14 protein-coding genes are annotated in these 18684 nt (G+C 43.4%); 4 read left to right on the top strand and 10 right to left on the bottom strand.

Annotated elements, in window-relative coordinates; genetic code table 11:
- Positions 1-73: 73 nt before the first annotated feature.
- The gene (locus tag BWI44_RS11990) at positions 74-565 is read right to left on the bottom strand and encodes a Dps family protein (RefSeq protein ID WP_007216682.1); all 492 of its coding nucleotides are present in this window, start codon (positions 563-565) and stop codon (positions 74-76) included.
- Positions 566-781: 216 nt separating this feature from the next.
- Between BWI44_RS11990 and BWI44_RS11995 the strand changes: the two genes are divergently transcribed.
- From BWI44_RS11995 to ahpF, 3 genes are all read left to right on the top strand, one after another.
- Positions 782-1708, top strand: a complete 927-nt coding sequence (locus tag BWI44_RS11995) for a hydrogen peroxide-inducible genes activator (RefSeq protein ID WP_007661379.1) — start codon at positions 782-784, stop codon at positions 1706-1708.
- Positions 1709-1900: 192 nt separating this feature from the next.
- Positions 1901-2467 (top strand): alkyl hydroperoxide reductase subunit C, encoded by a 567-nt coding sequence (gene ahpC / locus BWI44_RS12000; RefSeq protein ID WP_195208536.1) that lies wholly within the window; start codon positions 1901-1903, stop codon positions 2465-2467.
- A gap of 350 nt (positions 2468-2817) precedes the next feature.
- The gene (gene ahpF / locus BWI44_RS12005) at positions 2818-4377 is read left to right on the top strand and encodes an alkyl hydroperoxide reductase subunit F (RefSeq protein WP_195208537.1); all 1560 of its coding nucleotides are present in this window, start codon (positions 2818-2820) and stop codon (positions 4375-4377) included.
- Positions 4378-4552: 175 nt separating this feature from the next.
- Here ahpF and BWI44_RS12010 read toward each other — a convergent pair whose 3' ends face one another.
- On the bottom strand, positions 4553-6223 hold the full coding sequence (locus tag BWI44_RS12010; RefSeq protein ID WP_195208538.1) for a tetratricopeptide repeat protein: 1671 nt from the start codon (positions 6221-6223) through the stop codon (positions 4553-4555).
- A 280-nt stretch (positions 6224-6503) separates the two neighbouring features.
- Here BWI44_RS12010 and BWI44_RS12015 point away from each other — a divergent pair, with 280 nt between their 5' ends.
- Positions 6504-8816, top strand: a complete 2313-nt coding sequence (locus BWI44_RS12015) for a TonB-dependent receptor (RefSeq protein WP_195208539.1) — start codon at positions 6504-6506, stop codon at positions 8814-8816.
- A 33-nt stretch (positions 8817-8849) separates the two neighbouring features.
- On the opposite strand, the gene BWI44_RS12020 is transcribed toward BWI44_RS12015, so the two are convergent.
- From BWI44_RS12020 to BWI44_RS12055, 8 genes are all read right to left on the bottom strand, one after another.
- Positions 8850-10985: a S46 family peptidase gene (locus BWI44_RS12020; protein ID WP_138292842.1), complete on the bottom strand. Its 2136-nt coding sequence runs from the start codon at positions 10983-10985 to the stop codon at positions 8850-8852.
- A gap of 16 nt (positions 10986-11001) precedes the next feature.
- Positions 11002-12372, bottom strand: a complete 1371-nt coding sequence (locus tag BWI44_RS12025; protein WP_021967840.1) for a TIGR00341 family protein — start codon at positions 12370-12372, stop codon at positions 11002-11004.
- Between the two features lie 54 nt (positions 12373-12426).
- A complete protein-coding gene (locus BWI44_RS12030; RefSeq protein ID WP_195208540.1) occupies positions 12427-13872 on the bottom strand; it encodes a lipopolysaccharide biosynthesis protein in 1446 nt (481 codons plus the stop codon).
- A 9-nt stretch (positions 13873-13881) separates the two neighbouring features.
- On the bottom strand, positions 13882-14913 hold the full coding sequence (gene ruvB, locus BWI44_RS12035; RefSeq protein ID WP_195208541.1) for a Holliday junction branch migration DNA helicase RuvB: 1032 nt from the start codon (positions 14911-14913) through the stop codon (positions 13882-13884).
- A 256-nt stretch (positions 14914-15169) separates the two neighbouring features.
- Positions 15170-15412, bottom strand: a complete 243-nt coding sequence (locus tag BWI44_RS12040; protein WP_044154800.1) for a hypothetical protein — start codon at positions 15410-15412, stop codon at positions 15170-15172.
- Between the two features lie 306 nt (positions 15413-15718).
- Positions 15719-15994, bottom strand: a complete 276-nt coding sequence (locus tag BWI44_RS12045; RefSeq protein ID WP_044154899.1) for a CXXX repeat peptide modification system protein — start codon at positions 15992-15994, stop codon at positions 15719-15721.
- 19 nt (positions 15995-16013) lie between these two features.
- Positions 16014-16955: a CXXX repeat peptide maturase gene (locus BWI44_RS12050; protein ID WP_195208542.1), complete on the bottom strand. Its 942-nt coding sequence runs from the start codon at positions 16953-16955 to the stop codon at positions 16014-16016.
- On the bottom strand, positions 16949-18475 hold the full coding sequence (locus tag BWI44_RS12055; RefSeq protein ID WP_229036089.1) for a radical SAM peptide maturase, CXXX-repeat target family: 1527 nt from the start codon (positions 18473-18475) through the stop codon (positions 16949-16951). Before BWI44_RS12055 ends, BWI44_RS12050 begins: the two co-directional genes overlap by 7 nt.
- Between the last annotated feature and the right edge of the window lie 209 nt (positions 18476-18684).

Below are 18684 nucleotides of genomic sequence, written 5' to 3' on the forward strand. Positions count from 1 at the left end.
TACACAAAATTGTGGACAGTGTCGTCTCCACCACTTCATCACCTTTCCATCATTTATCACCTAAACCTATATATTATTTGTCTGTGCATCCTTTTGTACTGAAAGCGACCAGCATCCAAACCATCTTTTCCTGTTCTTTCAGATAGCCTGTCATCAGGTCGGCAGTAACGTCGTCACCTGCTTCATTGGCCAGTTCAATGATCTTTCTTTCCTCACCAATGAGGTATCCGTAAGTTTCAAGAATATTGCTGACCGCATCGCTACCACAAGCCACGTCAGATACTTCTTTGATCTTTGCAACTTTCAGGTATTCGCTGAACTTGTTTTCGGGTACACCACCCAACATCAGGATACGCTCTGCAATTTCGTCCACCTTCTCGGCTGCGTCGTCATACATACTTTCAAACTTCTCGTGCAATACGAAGAAACCATGTCCCTTGATGTTCCAGTGGAAACCGCGCAGATTCGTGTAATATACCTGGAAATCTGCCAAAAGTTGATGCAATGCAGATACTACGTTAGCTACTCCCGATTCATTTAACTTGATATAATTTAAAGTCTTCATAATTTTATGGTTTTAATAGTTTATACTGTTTTTCTTTTTCCTGTTGCAAAGAAAGTGCAAATCGAAGGCAAAAGCAAGCTTGCTTGATTATGCTGAGATGCAGCCTTTCTTCGTTTTTTGTACAAAGATAAGAGGCAAATCAACGCTTGTCAAACAGATAATTTCTATCTTTGCATAGACAGAATCTATATAACCCGTTCAAACCCTTTATTTATCATGACTTTACAACAACTGGAATACATTCTTGCCGTTAATCAGTTCCGCCATTTCGCCAAAGCTGCGGAACATTGCCGCGTAACTCAACCCACCCTGAGTGCCATGATACAAAAACTGGAAGACGAGTTAGACACCAAGATATTCGACCGAAACCAACAACCCATCTGCCCTACTCCCGTCGGACGGCTTGTAATAGAGCAAGCCCGTATCGTATTGGAACAGGCAGGCCACATAAAGGATATTATTGAAGAAGAAAAGCACTCCTTGTCGGGTGTCTTTAAGTTAGGCATACTTCCCACCATCGCCCCTTATCTGTTGCCGCGCTTCTTTCCGCAACTGATGAAGAAATATCCCAAACTGGATATCCGCGTAACGGAGATGAAGACGAAGGACATCAAGCAGGCTCTTATAAAAGGAGAGATAGATGCCGGCATTATCGCCACCCTCCCCGAAAAGGATGACTTCCGCCAGATACCTTTATTCTACGAACAATTCTATGCGTACATCGCGCGCGAAAGCAAACTGTTCGATAATAAGATTATCCGCACCTCCGATCTCAGCGACGAACAGCTTTGGATGCTGGACGAGGGACATTGCTTCCGCGACCAGTTAGTCCGCTTCTGCCAGATGAAGGCGGCGCAAGCCAGCCAGATCGCTTATCATCTGGGCAGCATGGAGACATTCATGCGTATGGTAGAAAGCGGTAAAGGCGTTACCTTCATTCCCGAACTTGCCATCGATCAGCTCAACGAGACACAGAAAGAGTTGGTGCGCCCCTTTGCCATCCCCACTCCTACCCGGCAGATCATTCTCATCACCAACGAGCACTTCATACGAAACACTTTGTTGGAGGTACTCACAAAAGAGATACAAGCCTCTGTACCCCGCGAAATGCTGTCCCTGCGGGCAACTCAGTGCGTTGTATAGATTTCGTCTATCGGCCCATAAATCTTTTCAATCGTTTTTTTTGTTCTATCGGCAAAAGATGCTATATTTTTGCAAACGCGAAGATCAGCTGTACCTCAGCATAATCAAGCGAGCTTGCTTCTGCATTCGGTTTGCATGAACTTTGCATCATCGAAAAAACAAAGTACTAAACCTTTTAAAACAAAAAAGATTATGGAACCAATTATCAATTCCCAGCTTCCTGAATTCAAAGTTCAGGCATTCCAGAACGGAAGTTTCAAAACAGTAACCAACGAAGACGTAAAAGGCAAATGGGCTATTTTCTTCTTCTATCCCGCAGACTTTACTTTCGTATGCCCTACCGAACTGGTGGACATCGCTGAAAAATACGAGCAATTCCAAGCAATGGGTGTAGAGGTGTACTCTGTAAGCACCGACTCTCACTTCGTGCACAAAGCATGGCACGATGCATCCGAAAGTATCCGCAAGATCAAGTATCCGATGCTGGCAGACCCTACAGGCATGCTGACTCGTGCATTCGGTGTAATGATCGAAGAAGAAGGTATGGCTTACCGCGGCACATTTGTCGTGAACCCCGAAGGCAAAATCAAGATTGCCGAAATACAGGACAATAACATCGGACGTAATGCCGACGAACTTCTCCGCAAGGTAGAAGCAGCACAGTTCGTTGCAACACACGACGGCGAAGTATGTCCCGCAAAATGGAAGAAAGGCGGCGAAACACTGAAGCCAAGTATAGATTTGGTTGGTAAAATTTAAGTTCACATCCCTTTTTTATTAGCGAGGTCCCCTTTATCCATTGCACACATAGAGGGGACCTCTTTTATCTTACATTAGTAATCAATCAGTCCCATATATGTATTGCTGTCAGTTCCCATTAGAGGAAACGGCCGTTCCCTTTTGAAGAAACGACAGTTTCCATTAGAAGAAACGATCGTTCCTGCAATAAGAAACAGGAGTTTCTGAATGCCGGAAACAGCAGTTCCAAGGTTCAGAAACTCCTGTTCCCAACTGCAGAAACTACAGTTTCCTACAGTCAGGAAACTACATTTTCCTAATATATAATGTGATAAGCATGCATTTATGGCTGGAATTAAACATATACTGTTATGTTAGAAACAAGCATTTTAAATCAAGTACGCAGTGTCTTCCAAAACCTGGAAGCACAGTACACTTTTCATATCACCTGCCATCCCCGGCACGGAAGCGCACAGGAGCTGACAGAGTTGCTGAAAGATGTAGCAGGATGTTCCGATAAACTCTCCTGTGAGGTAACTGAAACTGAAGAACCGAAGCTGGAATTCTCTTTACTGAAAAACGGGAAAGAAACCGGTGTCAAATTCCGCGGGATACCGAACGGCCATGAATTCACATCTTTGCTTCTGGCAATACTGAATGCCGATGGAAAGGGGAAAAATCTTCCCGATGAAGCCATCCACCGACGCATTCAGGCGTTGAAAGGACCCATTTCATTGCAGACTTATGTATCATTGACATGTACCAACTGCCCTGATGTGGTGCAGGCTCTGAACATAATAGCTCTGCTGAACGGACAGGCCACACATGAAATGATAGACGGTGCCCTTTTCCAGGAAGAAGTGGATGCACTGAAAATTCAAGGCGTACCGTCCGTCTATGCCAACGGTAAATTGCTTCATGTAGGACGTGGCACTTTAGGCGAACTTCTGCAAAAGCTGGAAGAAATGTTCGGTTCCGAACCAGTAGGGAATGCAGAGCCTATCTCACGTACTTATGATGTCCTCGTATTAGGTGGCGGACCGGCAGGTGCCTCAGCCGCAATCTATTCAGCCCGTAAGGGATTACGGGTAGCCATTGTAGCCGAAAAGATCGGTGGTCAGGTAAAGGAAACCGTAGGAATCGAGAATCTGATTTCCGTGCCACAGACTACAGGTGCACAGTTGGCAGACAATTTAAGAAACCATATCAATCATTATCCCATCGACTTGTTTGAAGACCGTAAGATAGAGAAGGCGGAACTTCAAGGAAAAGAAAAGAGGATTTCAGTAGTGGGCGGTGAAGTATTCATATCTCCCAGTGTAATCATTGCCACCGGTGCAAGCTGGCGCAAACTGAATGTGGAAGGTGAAACGGAATATATAGGCAGAGGAGTTGCTTTCTGTCCGCATTGCGACGGACCGTTCTATCAGGGGAAAGACGTAGCCGTTATCGGTGGCGGAAACTCCGGTATAGAAGCAGCCATCGACTTGGCGGGTATCTGTCGGAAAGTGACTGTCTTTGAATTTGCCGATATGCTGAAAGCCGACCAGGTATTGCAAGAAAAGGCGCAAAGCTTACCGAATGTAGAAATCTTCACTTCCTCGCAGACTACCAAAGTAGTGGGAAACGGTGATAAGGTAACAGCTATCCGCGTCAAAGACCGTGTAAGTAGTGAAGAACGGGATTTCCCATTGGATGGTATCTTCGTACAAATTGGCCTGGCAGCTAATAGTGCTCCTTTCCGTGACATGCTGGAGACGACACCAATAGGCGAAATCAAGATCGATGCTTTTTGCCGCACCACGCTTCCGGGCGTTTATGCAGCAGGAGATGTTTCGGACGTTCCCTACAAACAGATAGTAATTGCAATGGGTGAAGGTGCGAAGGCGGCACTGTCGGCATTTGATGACCGCATCCGGGGAATTGCATAAAGCAGATTATATTTAATGAAACTGCAAAAGTAATCATTAGCATAAAAGAAAGGGAGGAAAGGAGTGATAAGGTGGTAAGGTGATAGGGTGATAAAGTAGCTGCGCTATATATCACAGAGCGTTATCCCGTTATCACTTTATCACCCTATCACCTTACCACCTTATCACACTTTGTTCATATCCGCTTAGAAAGAAATTCAGCGATATCTTCTTTTTCTTCCATGCCCAATTTCTGCCGTATCACCGTCTTACGTTGATACACCGTCCGTATGCTCTGCTGAATAACCACACTAATCTCTTTCGTTGAAAAGTCCGACTTCAACAAACAGCAGAGTTGCAGTTCCTTTTCATTCAGGATATTTCCATACTTCTGACAGATACGGGTATAAAAGCCATCATGCACCATGTCAATAGTCTTATATAAATCACTCCAAACCAGCAAATCGTCCACCGCTACATCTTTATTGGCTATCCGTCCCATCTGTACCAATAGCTCCTGATGATCGGAACTGGGATTCGTAGCCACAATACGTATCAGACCTAACTGCTGGAGCAGCATCTTCTTGACAAACTTATCATTATTGCCGCTTTCATCGCCTTCCGTCTCATGCAGCAGACGGCGCAAGGCCTCCAGTTCTTCTTCCTTTTCCACAAGCAAATGCTTTCTTCGCTGCAAATACCAGACGACAACCAGCAACAACAAAATACAGAGAGCCACCAATCCGACAAAAAAGGTCCGTTCTTTCTGCTTTTCCAATTGCAGATTCATATTCTGCTGTTGAAGTAACAGTTGTACCTTTCCTTTTTGGGCTATCACCCGCTGGTCACGGATAAAGTTGTTATACAGCCGGTTTGAGAAGAACGCCACATTCCGAATGGTAAAAGAGCGGCTATCCATATAATCCATCAATGTTTTCTGTACCAGCCAAAAGTTAGCCAATGACAAATCCTGATCAATGTAGGGCGAACGCACGCTATCTCCCATTTGCATATAGTAGCGGGCGGAATCCATCTGACCCATATTCAGGAAATAACGCGAAAGAGCATAATAAGATAAGGACTCAAAAGGGTGTTTAGTTTCTTTATATTCTTGTAAACTATGGCGCTGCAAATTGATGGCTTCCCGATTCTTGCCAGAATCACTCAGTATATCAGCGTAGTTGCGCATCACATAGTACAATGCCTTCAAAGAGTCTGTGGAGGTATACAGGCATTCAGTAGCTTTACGAAGAGCCAGCAGCGCAGAATCATTCTGATTTGCACAGTAGTACGATACCGCCAGGCTGTTATAGTTATTATATTGTCGGGTGGAATCAGGCTCTATAGCTATCAACTGCTTCTGTAAGCGTATCAGCCCTTCAAAATCATCATTACCTTCCCCTATATTCGCTACAGACCGCAGCAAATCAAGACGGGCAGCCGTATCGCCGCGCAAGGCTGCAATGCGATTCCCTTCAGCCATCATCTCAGTAGCTTCTTTATATCTCTCGCTATCGTAGAAGTAATGCGCCGCCAGTTTGTAGGTACGCAACAAGCGCAATGTGTCACTCACATCCGGTCTTCCATAATAATCCAGAGCGTATAACAGCAAAGAATCTTCATTCATCACCCAATGCGCATTATAGTGGGCTTGCCCCATAGCCAGCGCAAACCGTGCCCGCAACGAGTCTGGTAATACTTCGGGATCTTTCACCGACCGAAGCAGAGCAATCGCCTCCTCTGCATTCTGCTGTAACATCTGTTCCGCCTTTTCTATTTGGATGCGTTGCAATGACAGGACTTCCGTACATGCTGCTAATACCAACACGCATATCCAACTTATCAAACCATGTTTCAATGCTTTCATGCCGTCCTTCCTTCTTGCTTTAAGTCTTTGCAAAGATAGATATTTATCAATTAACGGAAGTTACGGTCTCCCTTTTTTTGCACTTTTCTTTATATATAAACCTGAAATGGGAAGATATAAACTTTTTCATAAAGCGCAGTTCAAAACTCTTTAATTTTCAAATAGTTGCAAAAGCCATTGCACTTTATTTAGTGCCGCATATAAACCGCTTTTCTGTTTCTATCGCTCTATCTTTGTCATGTTCAAAGAACAGAAATAATCACTAAAGATAATAAGAAAAATGAAAAGATTAAGTATCATTTTAGGAGCATTATTCCTATGCACCTCCCTGATGGCGACAAACAAAATCACAGGGAAAATCATCGATGAGAATAACAATCAGAACATCGAGTATGCCAATGTCAGCCTGATGGCTCAGGACTCGACATTCATCACCGGAGTTGCCACAAACAACGACGGCTATTTCTTACTGAAAGAAGTAAACGATGGAGATTATATCTTATGTATCTCATGCATCGGATATGAAAACTCCTACCTCTCTATCCATAACCTGCAAGCTAACCTGAATCTGGGAGAGCTGCCCCTGTCGCCCGATAATGTAATGTTGGAAGGAGTTACCGTCACAGCCAGCCCCATCATCAAAAAGACTGACCGGCAAATTATCCTCCCAACCGAAATGCAGACTAAAGCCGCTTCCAACGGAGTTTCCTTACTGAGAAATCTGCAACTGTCGCGCATCCTGGTCAATCCGATAGACAACAGCATCACGGTTCCCGGAGGAGACAATGTACAACTTAGGATGAACGGTGTAGAAGTGACTCAAGCTGAAATCATTGCCATTCGTCCGGCAGATGTGATCCGCATCGAATATATAGACAATCCCGGCGCACGCTACGGAAATGCAGGTGCCGTATTAAACTACATTGTAAAGAGAAGGGAATCGGGAGGAAGTATCTCTGCTGATCTCACCAACGGAGTATCTGATACAGGATACGGCGAGCATAACCTCGCGGCCAAATACCACTTCAACAAGTCTGAACTCAGTACTACCGTATATTGGGGACAGAGAGATCTGAAGTGGACACGCGAAAACTATGAAAGTTTCCACTTCCCGGAAGCTTATCAAGAGAATAGAGAGGTAGGAGAACCTACTAAAGTAAAGTACGATAACCTTAACTTCAACCTCAATTACAGTTACCAGGATCATGACAAGCAACTTCTCAACATTGCTCTCAGAAACCAATACAGTGATACTCCCAGTTCCATGTCGGACAGAATCAGTACATTGTATGAAGGAGATGCCTCCTACTCCATATCCGACCTTTCTGCCTCCAAAGTACTGATCCCCTCTTTGGATATCTATTACCAGAGAAATCTGAAAAACAAACAGACAATCTATGCGGATGTAGTGGCTTCTTATCTGGACAGCAAGAACAAGCGGACTTTTATTCAGAAAGCCCTTAATAATGACAATAACGATACGGATATCTATTCGGAAACCAAAGGTGAGAAGTACTCCATCATCGGTGAAGGTATCTACGAAAAACAATTCAATACAGGTAAGTTTACCGGAGGTATCAAGCATACACAGGCCTATTTGCAAAATAGATATTCGGGTAATATAGAGAATAAAATCACGATGAATACGGCCGAAACGTACCTATTTGCCGAATATCAATCCAAGATAAAAGCTCTGAACTACACTGTAGGGATTGGAGCCATGAGAACTTATAACAGCCAGGAGCAGTATTCTTCCGAGAAGTATATAGTCAAACCTTCCTTAAGCCTGTCGTACTCTATCAACGGGAAGTGGTTTTTCAGATACAACGGATACGTGTCGGGGTATGCTCCTTCCCTGTCCGACCTGAACAACATTTCGCAAGCAATGGATAAGTACCAGATACGCAAAGGAAATCCCAACTTAAAGTCTGTTACATTCTATGCCAATACACTATCTGCCAGCTGGCAAAGCAAGTATGTATCTGTCGATTTATTTGGAAGATATAGCTATGACAGTAAGCCAATTATGGAAAATGCCTACTACGAAGACGGGTATTTTATCCGCACTACCGAGAATCATAAAGGTTTCCACCGAATCAATCTGGAAACAGCCATACAGATACGACCTTACAGGGAGTATATCTCTATCAAGTTTACTCCGTTCCTGAACCGCTATATCAGTCACGGCAACACCTACACGCATACACACACCAATGCAGGACTACGAGGCAGCCTGATGGCAATGTATAAGAATTGGGTACTGATGGCAGAAATGAATACCAGCAACCACATCCTGTGGGGTGAAATGCTGACTAAGGAAGAAAAGCTGCACACCATCATGGCGGGATACAATACGGAGAAATGGAGCTTGTCTGCCGGGGTACTGAACCCGTTCACCAAGAAGTATGAACAGGAAATAGAGAACCTCTCAAAATCGGCTCCCTATCGCCAGTTAGCATATTCCAAGAACTTAAGGCTTCTGTTCATGCTAAACGTATCCTTCAATCTGGACTTTGGAAAGAAGCGCAACAGTCAAGGCAGAAGAATCAATAACAAGGATACTGATACAGGTATTTTGTCCGGAAACAAATAATTGTCTCCCCCAGGAAATGCGGGAACCTGCCCACTAATTGATAATATTCAATTCTTTGATCAGGTTCCCTGCTTTCCCGTACTTCTCAATCATAAACAAAATATAGCGCACATCCACTCCAATGGTACGCTGCATCTTCGGTTCATAAAGAATATCACTGCTCATAGCCTCCCAATTTCCATCGAAAGCTAATCCGAGAAGTTCACCTTTCGAATTAAACATCGCACTCCCGCTATTTCCACCGGTAATATCATTATTAGAAATAAAGCAAACCTTCATTTCGCCCTTTTCATCGGCATATCTTCCAAAATTACGGGAAGAGAGCAGAGATACCAACTCCGGCTGTACTGCAAAATCAACATCTCCCACATGAGCTTTCACCTTCTCCAGTACACCTTTTGTCGTTGTATAATAATCATATTCCGCTCCGTCAAACGGAGTATATCCACATACTGTCCCAAAACTCAATCGCATGGTGGAATTAGCATCCGGATAGAAATTACAAGATGCATACATCCTACGGATAGCCCCATTCAAAAGGCGTTCTCCACGAATGATTTCCGTAGTAGGTGCCTGCGTCTGCATATTCATATCGAACAACATTGTCAGCATATCAATGCCCAATGAAATAGCTGGATCGTCGAAAATCTGATAGGTAGTGTCCCGTTCAAGAAAACGCTTCAAACCACGAGGAGTAGTCAACTCAGAACTTGCATAAAGGCTATCTACGAAAGCTTTCTCATTACCATCATATTTCTGTGCGATAGTATGGTAAATTTCCGGTAGGAAAGTGGTATCCACTTTTGAGCGATACTCCTTCAGCAGCGCCGTAAATACTTCCTTGTCTATATCCAGATCCAAATTAGAATATTGTTCGACGATATCCTTCAAACCAGCAATAACAGCTTTTTGCTCTCCTTCAAAGTCAAAGTTCAGAATCTTCAGAGCAAGCTGCACCAGTTCCGGTCCATACAGGAAAGACTCGATAAAGTAAGCCTGCGCACGGTTTACCTCCCGGCGGTTCTTATAATTCAGTTCCAAGTCGGTAAACAGTTGAAGAAGCTTCTCACGTTCTTCCGGGTTCTGCTGTATCCACCGACGGATTTCTTGCTCCATTTCACGCTTCTTATCTAGGATTCCCAGCTTACGAATAGCACGGTTGACACCGATACTGTTCTTCCAATAGTTGGAGCTTTCATCATATTTAGAAGCATACTTAATGCGTATGCTGTCTTTACTGTCCATTTCACGCTTCCAGATAGCTTGCTTCACACCACGAATATCAATCTGTGCCTGATTGGAATTATTCATCATTTCCTCGATGCCGAATGAAGAAAGATAACGTTCCGTATTTCCCGGATAGCCTATCGTCATACAGAAAGAGCCTTCCTTATAGCCATCCAGTGAAATCGGTGCCACATATTCCGGGTGATACGGAACATTGTCGGGAGAGTAATCGGCAGGCCTGTTCTTGCGGTCTGCATAAATACGAAACACACAGAAATCTCCTGTATGCCGGGGCCATACCCAATTATCCGTATCCCAACCGAACTTACCGACAGAGGAAGGAGGTGCAAACACCAGCCGCACATCGTTGAAATCGCGGTAAACGGAGAGCCAGAACTCATTGCCTCCATAATAAGCATCTACCACGCCAAGCAAAGTGGAGTCTTTCAGGGATACCTCACCACCTATTACCATCATCATAGAGTCTACCGCACTGGAACGTTCCATTTCGCTCATCGAAGGCTTAACGGCCCCCAACACACGCTTGGTCACATCTTCCGTACGAAGCAGAAAGCGAACGTAAAGCTCCGGATTAGGCAATTCCTCTGCCCGGCTATGGGCTACGAAGCCATTTTTCAGGTAATCGTGCTCCACTGATGAATGCTGCTGCACACTGCTGAAACCACAGTGATGATTGGTAAACACCAGCCCGTCTTCCGACACTACCACTCCAGAACAAAATCCTCCGAAACTGACTACCGCATCTTTCAACGACGGCTTCTTCGGATTATATAGTTTATCAGCAGGCATTTGGAGGCCAAGTTCTTTCATAGCCTTACGGGTCTGTTTATTCAGGTTTCCCAGCATCCACATACCTTCGTCCGCCCGTCCCGTCAACGTGAAGAGGCTGCAAGCAACAATCAGTATATACTTTAGCTTCATTCTATTTCGTATTAAATTATTCTGCAATCAGTCTTAATTGTTTCGCTCCCGTACGTGCTTTTAACCATTCGGTAATCTTTTGTTTCTCGTGGGTGTCGGGATGCTTGCCAAACTTCAGTACGGCAAGTGTAATGGTATCTGTCCGTACCGAATCAATCGTCAGTTCTATGGCATGAGAGATAGAAACGGTTTTCACTGATGGATAGAGAACTTTTAGCTCCGGAACAATCGTTTTGCCCAATTCATCGAAAGATTTATATCTTGCCAGGCTCTGTTCCAGCACTGTAATCTTCTTTGTTTGTTCCACCAGTCGTTCTTCACTGTTCTTATAGAAGTCTTCCATCACCATAGCCCGGATAGAAGAAATATCCACAGCTTCGTTATTCATTCCCTGAAGAACAATCAGTTTGGTTTCACCTAACTTATAATCCTTCATCTTACTACGGGCAATGGCAATCGAAGCCTCAGGAACTTCTTGTCCGATCAGTACCACGCGTATCTCATTGTCCTTGCTGCCATGATAATGGATTTTTTTATCCAATACCTGTGTATTCTCAAAAGAAAGCTGTTCGGCAACAAACCGATTGGCGGCACTCTCATAGAAAGTGCTCTGAATGATCCCTACCGTCAGGTAAACAGCCGGACACATGGTCAGCACGGCAATCAGTATTATGTATTGGCGTACTTTCTTCTCCCGCTTCTTGTCCACAAACTCTTTACGCTGGAAGTGCATCACACGCACTCCGGCAAACGTGGCAAGACTGATAAATACCGAATTAATGAAGTAGAGATAGAATGCCCCAAGAAAATAAACCAGATTACCCGTTGCCAGCCCGTAACCTGCCGTACAGAGCGGCGGCATCAAAGCAGTGGCAATGGCAACACCAGGAATTACGTTTCCTTTCTCCTTGGTAGACAGGGCAACTACACCGGCAAGACCGCCCATCAATGCGATGAATACGTCATAAATCGTAGGTGAAGTACGTGCCAGAAGCTCCGACTGTCCTTCGGCAACAGGGCTTACAAGAAAGAAGACAGTAGCTGTGGTTACACTGAACAGAGTCGTTATCAGAAAGCTCTTCAGTGAACGTTTCATCAATTCAAAGTCATTCAGACCGACAGAAAGTCCCACCCCCATGATAGGTCCCATCAGTGGAGAAATCAACATGGCACCGATGATTACGGCCGTGGAATTAACATTCAGTCCTAATGATGCCATAAAAATGGCAAAGATCAAAATCCACAGGTTAGCCCCTTTAAACTCTACTCCTTTGCGGATGGAGTCTACTGTTTCCAGCTCATTGTCCTTGTCTTTTCTCAGATCAAGATACTCGCTCAGGAACTTTTTAACGGCAAAAACATTTCGGTTTTGTTCAGGTGTTTCCATCATATCATTTACAATTTGACGATTTACAATTTACAATTTGCTATACAGACTATTCTAATGTCTTATGATACGGTTCAGAATTGGTATTTGATTCAGCGGCAAATCACGCTTCACAACGTAAGCGATAAACAGTATCAACAGAACTGTACGGTATGCCATACGCAGGTAGATATTGTCTATCGGCACATATTCGGCAGCAAGATAAAGCACAGCAGCAAGAAGCACATACATACCGATTGCTTTCAAATCATACTGTATCGGATATTTCTTCTGACCCACAAAGTAAGAAAGCAACATAGCAACGCCATATCCTGTAAATCCAGCCCAGGCACAAGCAATATAACCATACTTCGGAATCAGGAAGACATTCATCAATATCAAGATGGTACAGCCCGTCAATGAAAAATAAGCCCCCCAACGGGTTTCATCAATCAGCTTGTACCAGAAAGACAGGTTGAAATAAATACCCATAAAGATTTCCGCTGCCATAACGATGGGTACTACCCGTAATCCGTCCCAATAATCACGCCCGATGATATGGCGCAGAATGTCCAGATAAAACATCACTGCCAGGAAGGCGAGTAAAGTAAAGATGATAAAGAACTTCATAGCCTGAGCATACATTTCACGGCTATCTTTCTCCTTGCTCTTACCAAATACAAAAGGTTCATAAGCAAAGCGGAATGCCTGGGTAAACATAGCCATAATCATGGCAATCTTACTGGCAGCTCCGTAGATACCGAGTTGTACGGTAGCCTCAGCCTCATCGGGATAAACGAAAGGAAAAATAATCTTATCAGCCACCTGATTCAAGATACCTGCCACACCCAATATCACCAATGGCAGGGAGTAACGAAGCATCCGTTTCAATAACTCTCTATCCAGCACATAGGTAAATCCTCTCAGTTCCGGTATCATGCACAACATGACAACAGAGGTACATACCAGATTGAAAAGGAAAGCATAACCTACATCATTTCCTTTCAGAACAACGTAATAGAAAAGATTGAGAGCAATATTGAGAAAGATAAACAGCAACTTCAATGCAGCAAACTTAATGGGACGTTTCTTATAACGCAGATAAGCGAACGGAATACTTTGAATAGCATCCATTGCTACCACAATCATCATCATACCTATATACCAAGGGTGCTCTCCGTATTCTAACCATCCGGCAATAGGTTCTAAAAACAACAATCCCAAAACAACGAATACCACTGAGCCGATACTTACGCTCAACAAGGTGGTGGAATATACCCGCATCGGATCATCTTGCCCTTTATTGGCAAAACGGAAGAATCCCGTTTCCATGCCGCACGTCAGTAATACCAGCATCAATGCCACCCAGGCATATATATTCGTAACCACACCATAACCACCCGATGATGCAGGCAAAGCTATCGTATATACAGGTACCAGCAGATAATTGAGAAAACGTCCTACAATACTACTTACCCCGTAAATAGCTGTCTCTTTTGCTAAACTTTTTAATCCACTCATTTTTATTCGTTATTCATTAAATAACGTACGCTGACTATCGTAAAGACTACGTCCTAAATGTTTATAAGCCAATTCAGTTACTTCACGTCCGCGCGGAGTACGCTTCAGGAAGCCTTCTTTTATCAGGAACGGTTCGTACACCTCTTCTACGGTTCCGGCATCCTCGCCCAAAGCCGTAGCAATAGTAGTAAGCCCTACCGGACCGCCCTTGAACTTATCGATAATGGTACAGAGTATCTTATTGTCAATTTCATCGAGCCCGTACTTATCTATATTCAGCGCTTCAAGAGCGTAATTAGCAATCTCGGTATCAATGCTCCCCGAACCTTTCACCTGTGCAAAATCCCGTACACGACGCAACAACGCATTTGCAATACGCGGCGTTCCACGGCTACGGGAAGCAATCTCTGACGCAGCCCTTGTAGAACAAGGAACATTCAGGATTCCTGCCGAACGGCGGATGATACCGCTCAGCACATCGTCATCGTAATATTCCAAATGCAGATTAATGCCAAAACGGGCACGCAAAGGCGCAGTCAGCAAACCGCTACGGGTAGTAGCACCCACCAGCGTAAACGGGCTCAGATCAATCTGAATACTCCGTGCTGACGGGCCTTTATCTATCATAATATCAATGCGGTAATCCTCCATTGCGGAGTACAGATACTCCTCCACCACCGGAGAAAGACGGTGAATTTCATCGATAAACAGTACATCATTCGGTTCCAGACTGGTAAGCACCCCCGCCAAATCGCCCGGCTTATCAAGCACCGGACCGGAAGTTACCTTAAAGCCCACTCCCAGCTCATTCGCAATAATATTGGAAAGTGTCGTTTTACCCAATCCCGGAGGTCCATGCAACAATACATGATCCAGTGCTTCGCCACGCAGACGAGCCGCTTTAACGAAGATACGCAGATTATCCACCACCTTATCCTGTCCGCTGAAGTCTTCAAAGGATAACGGACGAAGTGCGTTTTCGAAATCGCGCTCCCTACTGGTCAACTGATTATCGCGTATATCAAAATCTTCTCGTTCCATTCTATATTTACTTCTTTTCTTATCTTTTATAAAAAGAATAGAAAACAAAATCAAAGCTGACAATCAGCCACTTAAACCTTTTCTTTTTCTATTTCTTTTTTATTTTTTTCTTTTTACCACTTATTTCAGTACATAACGTCTATCAGTACGAACCCCTTCTGTTATCAATTCCACATCCACCATCGAATAAACCATCTTCCTCAACTCCTGTAAATCGACTTCCGGTAACCGACCCGCAATCTCCTAAATCTTACTTTTAGGATGTGCTCTCAAGTCTTCCATGATTAGAGTTCTCAGCACATTGCCGTATTTGTTTACGAAACAAACCATTCGGAAACTCATACGAATAAGTCAACTCAACAGCCTTCTGTTCTATATCAAGAAGCAGCTCTTTAGGATAGTTCTCTGCCAACTCTGCATCATCCATCTGCTTGACATGCTGACGCACACGGGATGATTTACGAATATCATCAATACATATTTTGGTTCTATTGAGCAAAGATAGTACAAACTGATGAACCCTATCTATTTTTTCACTTAATTTCTTTTCTCACTTCATCATTCCGTCATTCTCCGCTTGCTTATGCAGAAAAGGAACCCTACCTCTGAGGCTCACATGCAATCACAAATCATGAAAAAAGACTGCACAAAGAATACTTTCCCATGCAGTCTTTATCCCCAATGAGGCTTATTTTTTTACTTAAAATTCTTGTAGTTCTTGATGCACAGTGACTTCATACCGCAACTTTTTGTTTTCTGCAAAATAACTAATTTATTTTGAGATTTCTATATTTACTCAAACCAATCATTCTTCGTAAACCAAATAAATCTCATTCGTGCTAAAATTAATCTCCCAATTACCTTTCTCACACTGTTCCCATTGATATTGATCTGACATACGATCCCACCAATCCTGAAATTTCCTTCCCGTCTCTCCCAAATCTTTCACCAGTTTTTCATATAACATTTCATTACTACCTGTTACGATTCTGGCCAACTCATTCAACCCATTCCGGCGTTCAAAGAGAACCTGAATCTCAAGCTTCTCTTCTTCTGTCACTGCTCCTATCAATTTTTTCATAATCATATCTCATTACACTTTAATATTTCTTTCTCACATCAAACGGATCCAAATAATCTATTTCCATTATTTCCCTGCCTTGTAAAAAACGCCCCGATTTACGTATCTCCTGCAACAAATCACGCGAAGCATTACGTTCCAAATGGGCAGTCACGCATTGCTCATGTGAAGGGGTGTTTACTTCCAAAGTCATTTTTCTATTCAGCCAAATACAACGCTTGCATTGGTATGCATCACAATGCCTGCATAACGGTGCATGGCTCATACGATATAACTGAGAATTCCTGATATCAAGCCCATTTTCCAAATCACCAATGGAATAGCCATCACTTGACAGGTAGAAAGCAGGACAAACATAAAATTTCCCATTCGGAGCAAGCGTTATATTCTCCCATCCGGCATTACAGTTATTCATACTATCAAGCAACATACGGTCAGTCAGCAGGTTGAATTGGGGGATTGTCTCCTCATTACAAAAATCTTTTAACTGAAAAGCCAGTTCAGCCAACACAGACTTATACTTATCAAAGTCAGCCTCTGTAAAAGTATCCACATCAGTCAGTATTATATTCAGGCGAGCGACATGAATCAACATCTCTCCCACTTTCTCATAATGACTGAAAAAATCCTCTTTCTTCGTTCTCAGTACGTAGATCTTATCCCTGTCCATCTTTCGACCTTCCGGATTCTCCCAATAATCCCCAATGATAATGTCCGCTCCAGCGCAACAGGCAACAGGCATAATTTTACAATGCTCCGTCGTTTCTATGATTTCCTCATATTTCTGGGGTAATTTGTAATCAGGATAAACAAACTGAACCATCAGATTCTCTTTCACTGCCAGAAGAATAGCGGCCCGCAAATCCTGCAAACTGATTAGCTTATATTCCGTCTTCGGATTCTCATAATGGCAATAGGGCGTACTGGTGTCATCCAATAAAACAATTAAATATTTCAGCATGGTTCGCCCTCCGATTCCATTTTACGTAAAAGCCTGTTCCAGTAATAATTATTAGCCCTTACCCGTGCCTTGTGCATTTTACAGATAGCTGTAGAACGCTGGTAAATGGTAGAAGTATCGGCAGCATCGTAGTTTTCTCCCTGACACCATGCGCATCCACTTGCCACTTCACAATCTATGCACTCTTGTGTACTTTGCGTACAACGGTCCAATGTCAAGAAAGGCCGCAACTTGTTCTTATCAATGCCATCATGAATATTACCAATAATCCAAGCTTTCTTATTACGAAGGGAGTATTGCGCAAAACGGGTACATGGGTAAAAATTTCCCATTGCATCTACAGCCAGCATCATGCCCGCACCGCACCAATTCTGATTCTGCAACTTACAATCCAACGGTTTCCCTAAATGCTCACCAAAAAAAGAACAAGAATAGTCCCGATAATAACCATTATCAATGATAGCATCCGCCAGCATCAGCAGTTGTTCTTCAAACAGCCTGTCATCTCCTGCTTTCCATACATCTTCAAACACACAGTTAATGTTCACTTCATGAATGCCCAAAGCATAAAGATGAAGAACACTTTCCTTGATATAAGGAATATCGGCACTACTGATGGTCACTTTCGTACTTGCATCAGGAAACTGCGACAACCATAAAGGAATGTTACGCACTACATCTTTATAAGATCCCCGTCCGCTTGCTTTATACACACGGTTCAGGTCGTGCTTCATCTCCGTACCATCAATTGTAATGCCAATACTGAGATGTTCCTTATTTTTTAAGATAAATTGCTGTACCTTTTCTTCATGGTAATTGATGCCATTTGTAGAAAAGCTGAAGCGATAAGCGCCAAACCAATGATGATCTCTTTGGAATTGTTCAACCTTGATATAATCACAAATCTTATCTATCAGGTCTATTTCCAGAAAAGGCTCTCCGCCTATGAAATCCCATACCACAGACTCTTCGGGAAAATCCTCTTCACGTTCTAATACATAGTCAATAGCTTGTTTGGCTACCTCCCAAGGCATCCACTCTTTCGAGTTTTTACCTACGAGGTAGCAATATTTACAAGCGAGTTGGCAGTCTTTCGTGACAATAAAAGTGATATTCTTTACCATTCCGGACTTCCAATCTACTTCTTTCTTCTTGATTCCTTTCATTTTTAAAAGATAACGAATACATACTTCAACATTAGTATCGATTGTAACTCCGGCACCCACCCCGGCATCCCGTTTGACATCCAAACATACAAGTACCCTTGCACTGTCCCAAACAGGTTGAAACACATGCACCACGGCAAGTATCCAGGCAACTTTTTGCACAATCATTGGCACAGGCAGCAAAGCAGGAACCAGAGCAACTATTACCACATCCTGAACAAGAAGACTTAGCAGAATCCTCACAACCATCACTGCAACCTTCTTTACAGCCATTGCTGCAAGAAGTGCTACAATCAGAACAAGAAGATTTGGCTGTATTATCACAACCACTGGAACAGCCTTCTTTGCAACCATTTTTGCAACCATCTCCACAACCACCTTTCGATGTCCCTACGCAGCTGTTACTGCAGGTAGAGCCACAGCCACTCTGTGCTGTTCCCATGCAACTGTTATTACACCCTAACGGTTCATCATCCTTGCTGCAACTATTCAATATAGGAGCAATAGCAATAAACCCTAAAAACGGAATTGTTTTCTTGATGGCTACTTTAAAAAACTCTCTG

Source organism: Bacteroides sp. Phil13 (assembly GCF_001940965.1).
GTDB classification, from domain to species: Bacteria; Bacteroidota; Bacteroidia; order Bacteroidales; family Bacteroidaceae; genus Bacteroides; species Bacteroides intestinalis.

What these genes read in the sequence shown, in the direction of transcription:
- BWI44_RS11990 (WP_007216682.1), bottom strand. Translation starts at nt 565, where the DNA reads ATGAAGACTTTAAATTATATCAAGTTAAATGAATCGGGAGTAGCTAAC.
- BWI44_RS11995 (WP_007661379.1), top strand. Translation starts at nt 782, where the DNA reads ATGACTTTACAACAACTGGAATACATTCTTGCCGTTAATCAGTTCCGC.
- ahpC (WP_195208536.1), top strand. Translation starts at nt 1,901, where the DNA reads ATGGAACCAATTATCAATTCCCAGCTTCCTGAATTCAAAGTTCAGGCA.
- ahpF (WP_195208537.1), top strand. Translation starts at nt 2,818, where the DNA reads ATGTTAGAAACAAGCATTTTAAATCAAGTACGCAGTGTCTTCCAAAAC.
- BWI44_RS12010 (WP_195208538.1), bottom strand. Translation starts at nt 6,223, where the DNA reads ATGAAAGCATTGAAACATGGTTTGATAAGTTGGATATGCGTGTTGGTA.
- BWI44_RS12015 (WP_195208539.1), top strand. Translation starts at nt 6,504, where the DNA reads ATGAAAAGATTAAGTATCATTTTAGGAGCATTATTCCTATGCACCTCC.
- BWI44_RS12020 (WP_138292842.1), bottom strand. Translation starts at nt 10,985, where the DNA reads ATGAAGCTAAAGTATATACTGATTGTTGCTTGCAGCCTCTTCACGTTG.
- BWI44_RS12025 (WP_021967840.1), bottom strand. Translation starts at nt 12,372, where the DNA reads ATGGAAACACCTGAACAAAACCGAAATGTTTTTGCCGTTAAAAAGTTC.
- BWI44_RS12030 (WP_195208540.1), bottom strand. Translation starts at nt 13,872, where the DNA reads ATGAGTGGATTAAAAAGTTTAGCAAAAGAGACAGCTATTTACGGGGTA.
- ruvB (WP_195208541.1), bottom strand. Translation starts at nt 14,913, where the DNA reads ATGGAACGAGAAGATTTTGATATACGCGATAATCAGTTGACCAGTAGG.
- BWI44_RS12045 (WP_044154899.1), bottom strand. Translation starts at nt 15,994, where the DNA reads ATGAAAAAATTGATAGGAGCAGTGACAGAAGAAGAGAAGCTTGAGATT.
- BWI44_RS12050 (WP_195208542.1), bottom strand. Translation starts at nt 16,955, where the DNA reads ATGCTGAAATATTTAATTGTTTTATTGGATGACACCAGTACGCCCTAT.
- BWI44_RS12055 (WP_229036089.1), bottom strand. Translation starts at nt 18,475, where the DNA reads ATGGTTGCAAAGAAGGCTGTTCCAGTGGTTGTGATAATACAGCCAAAT.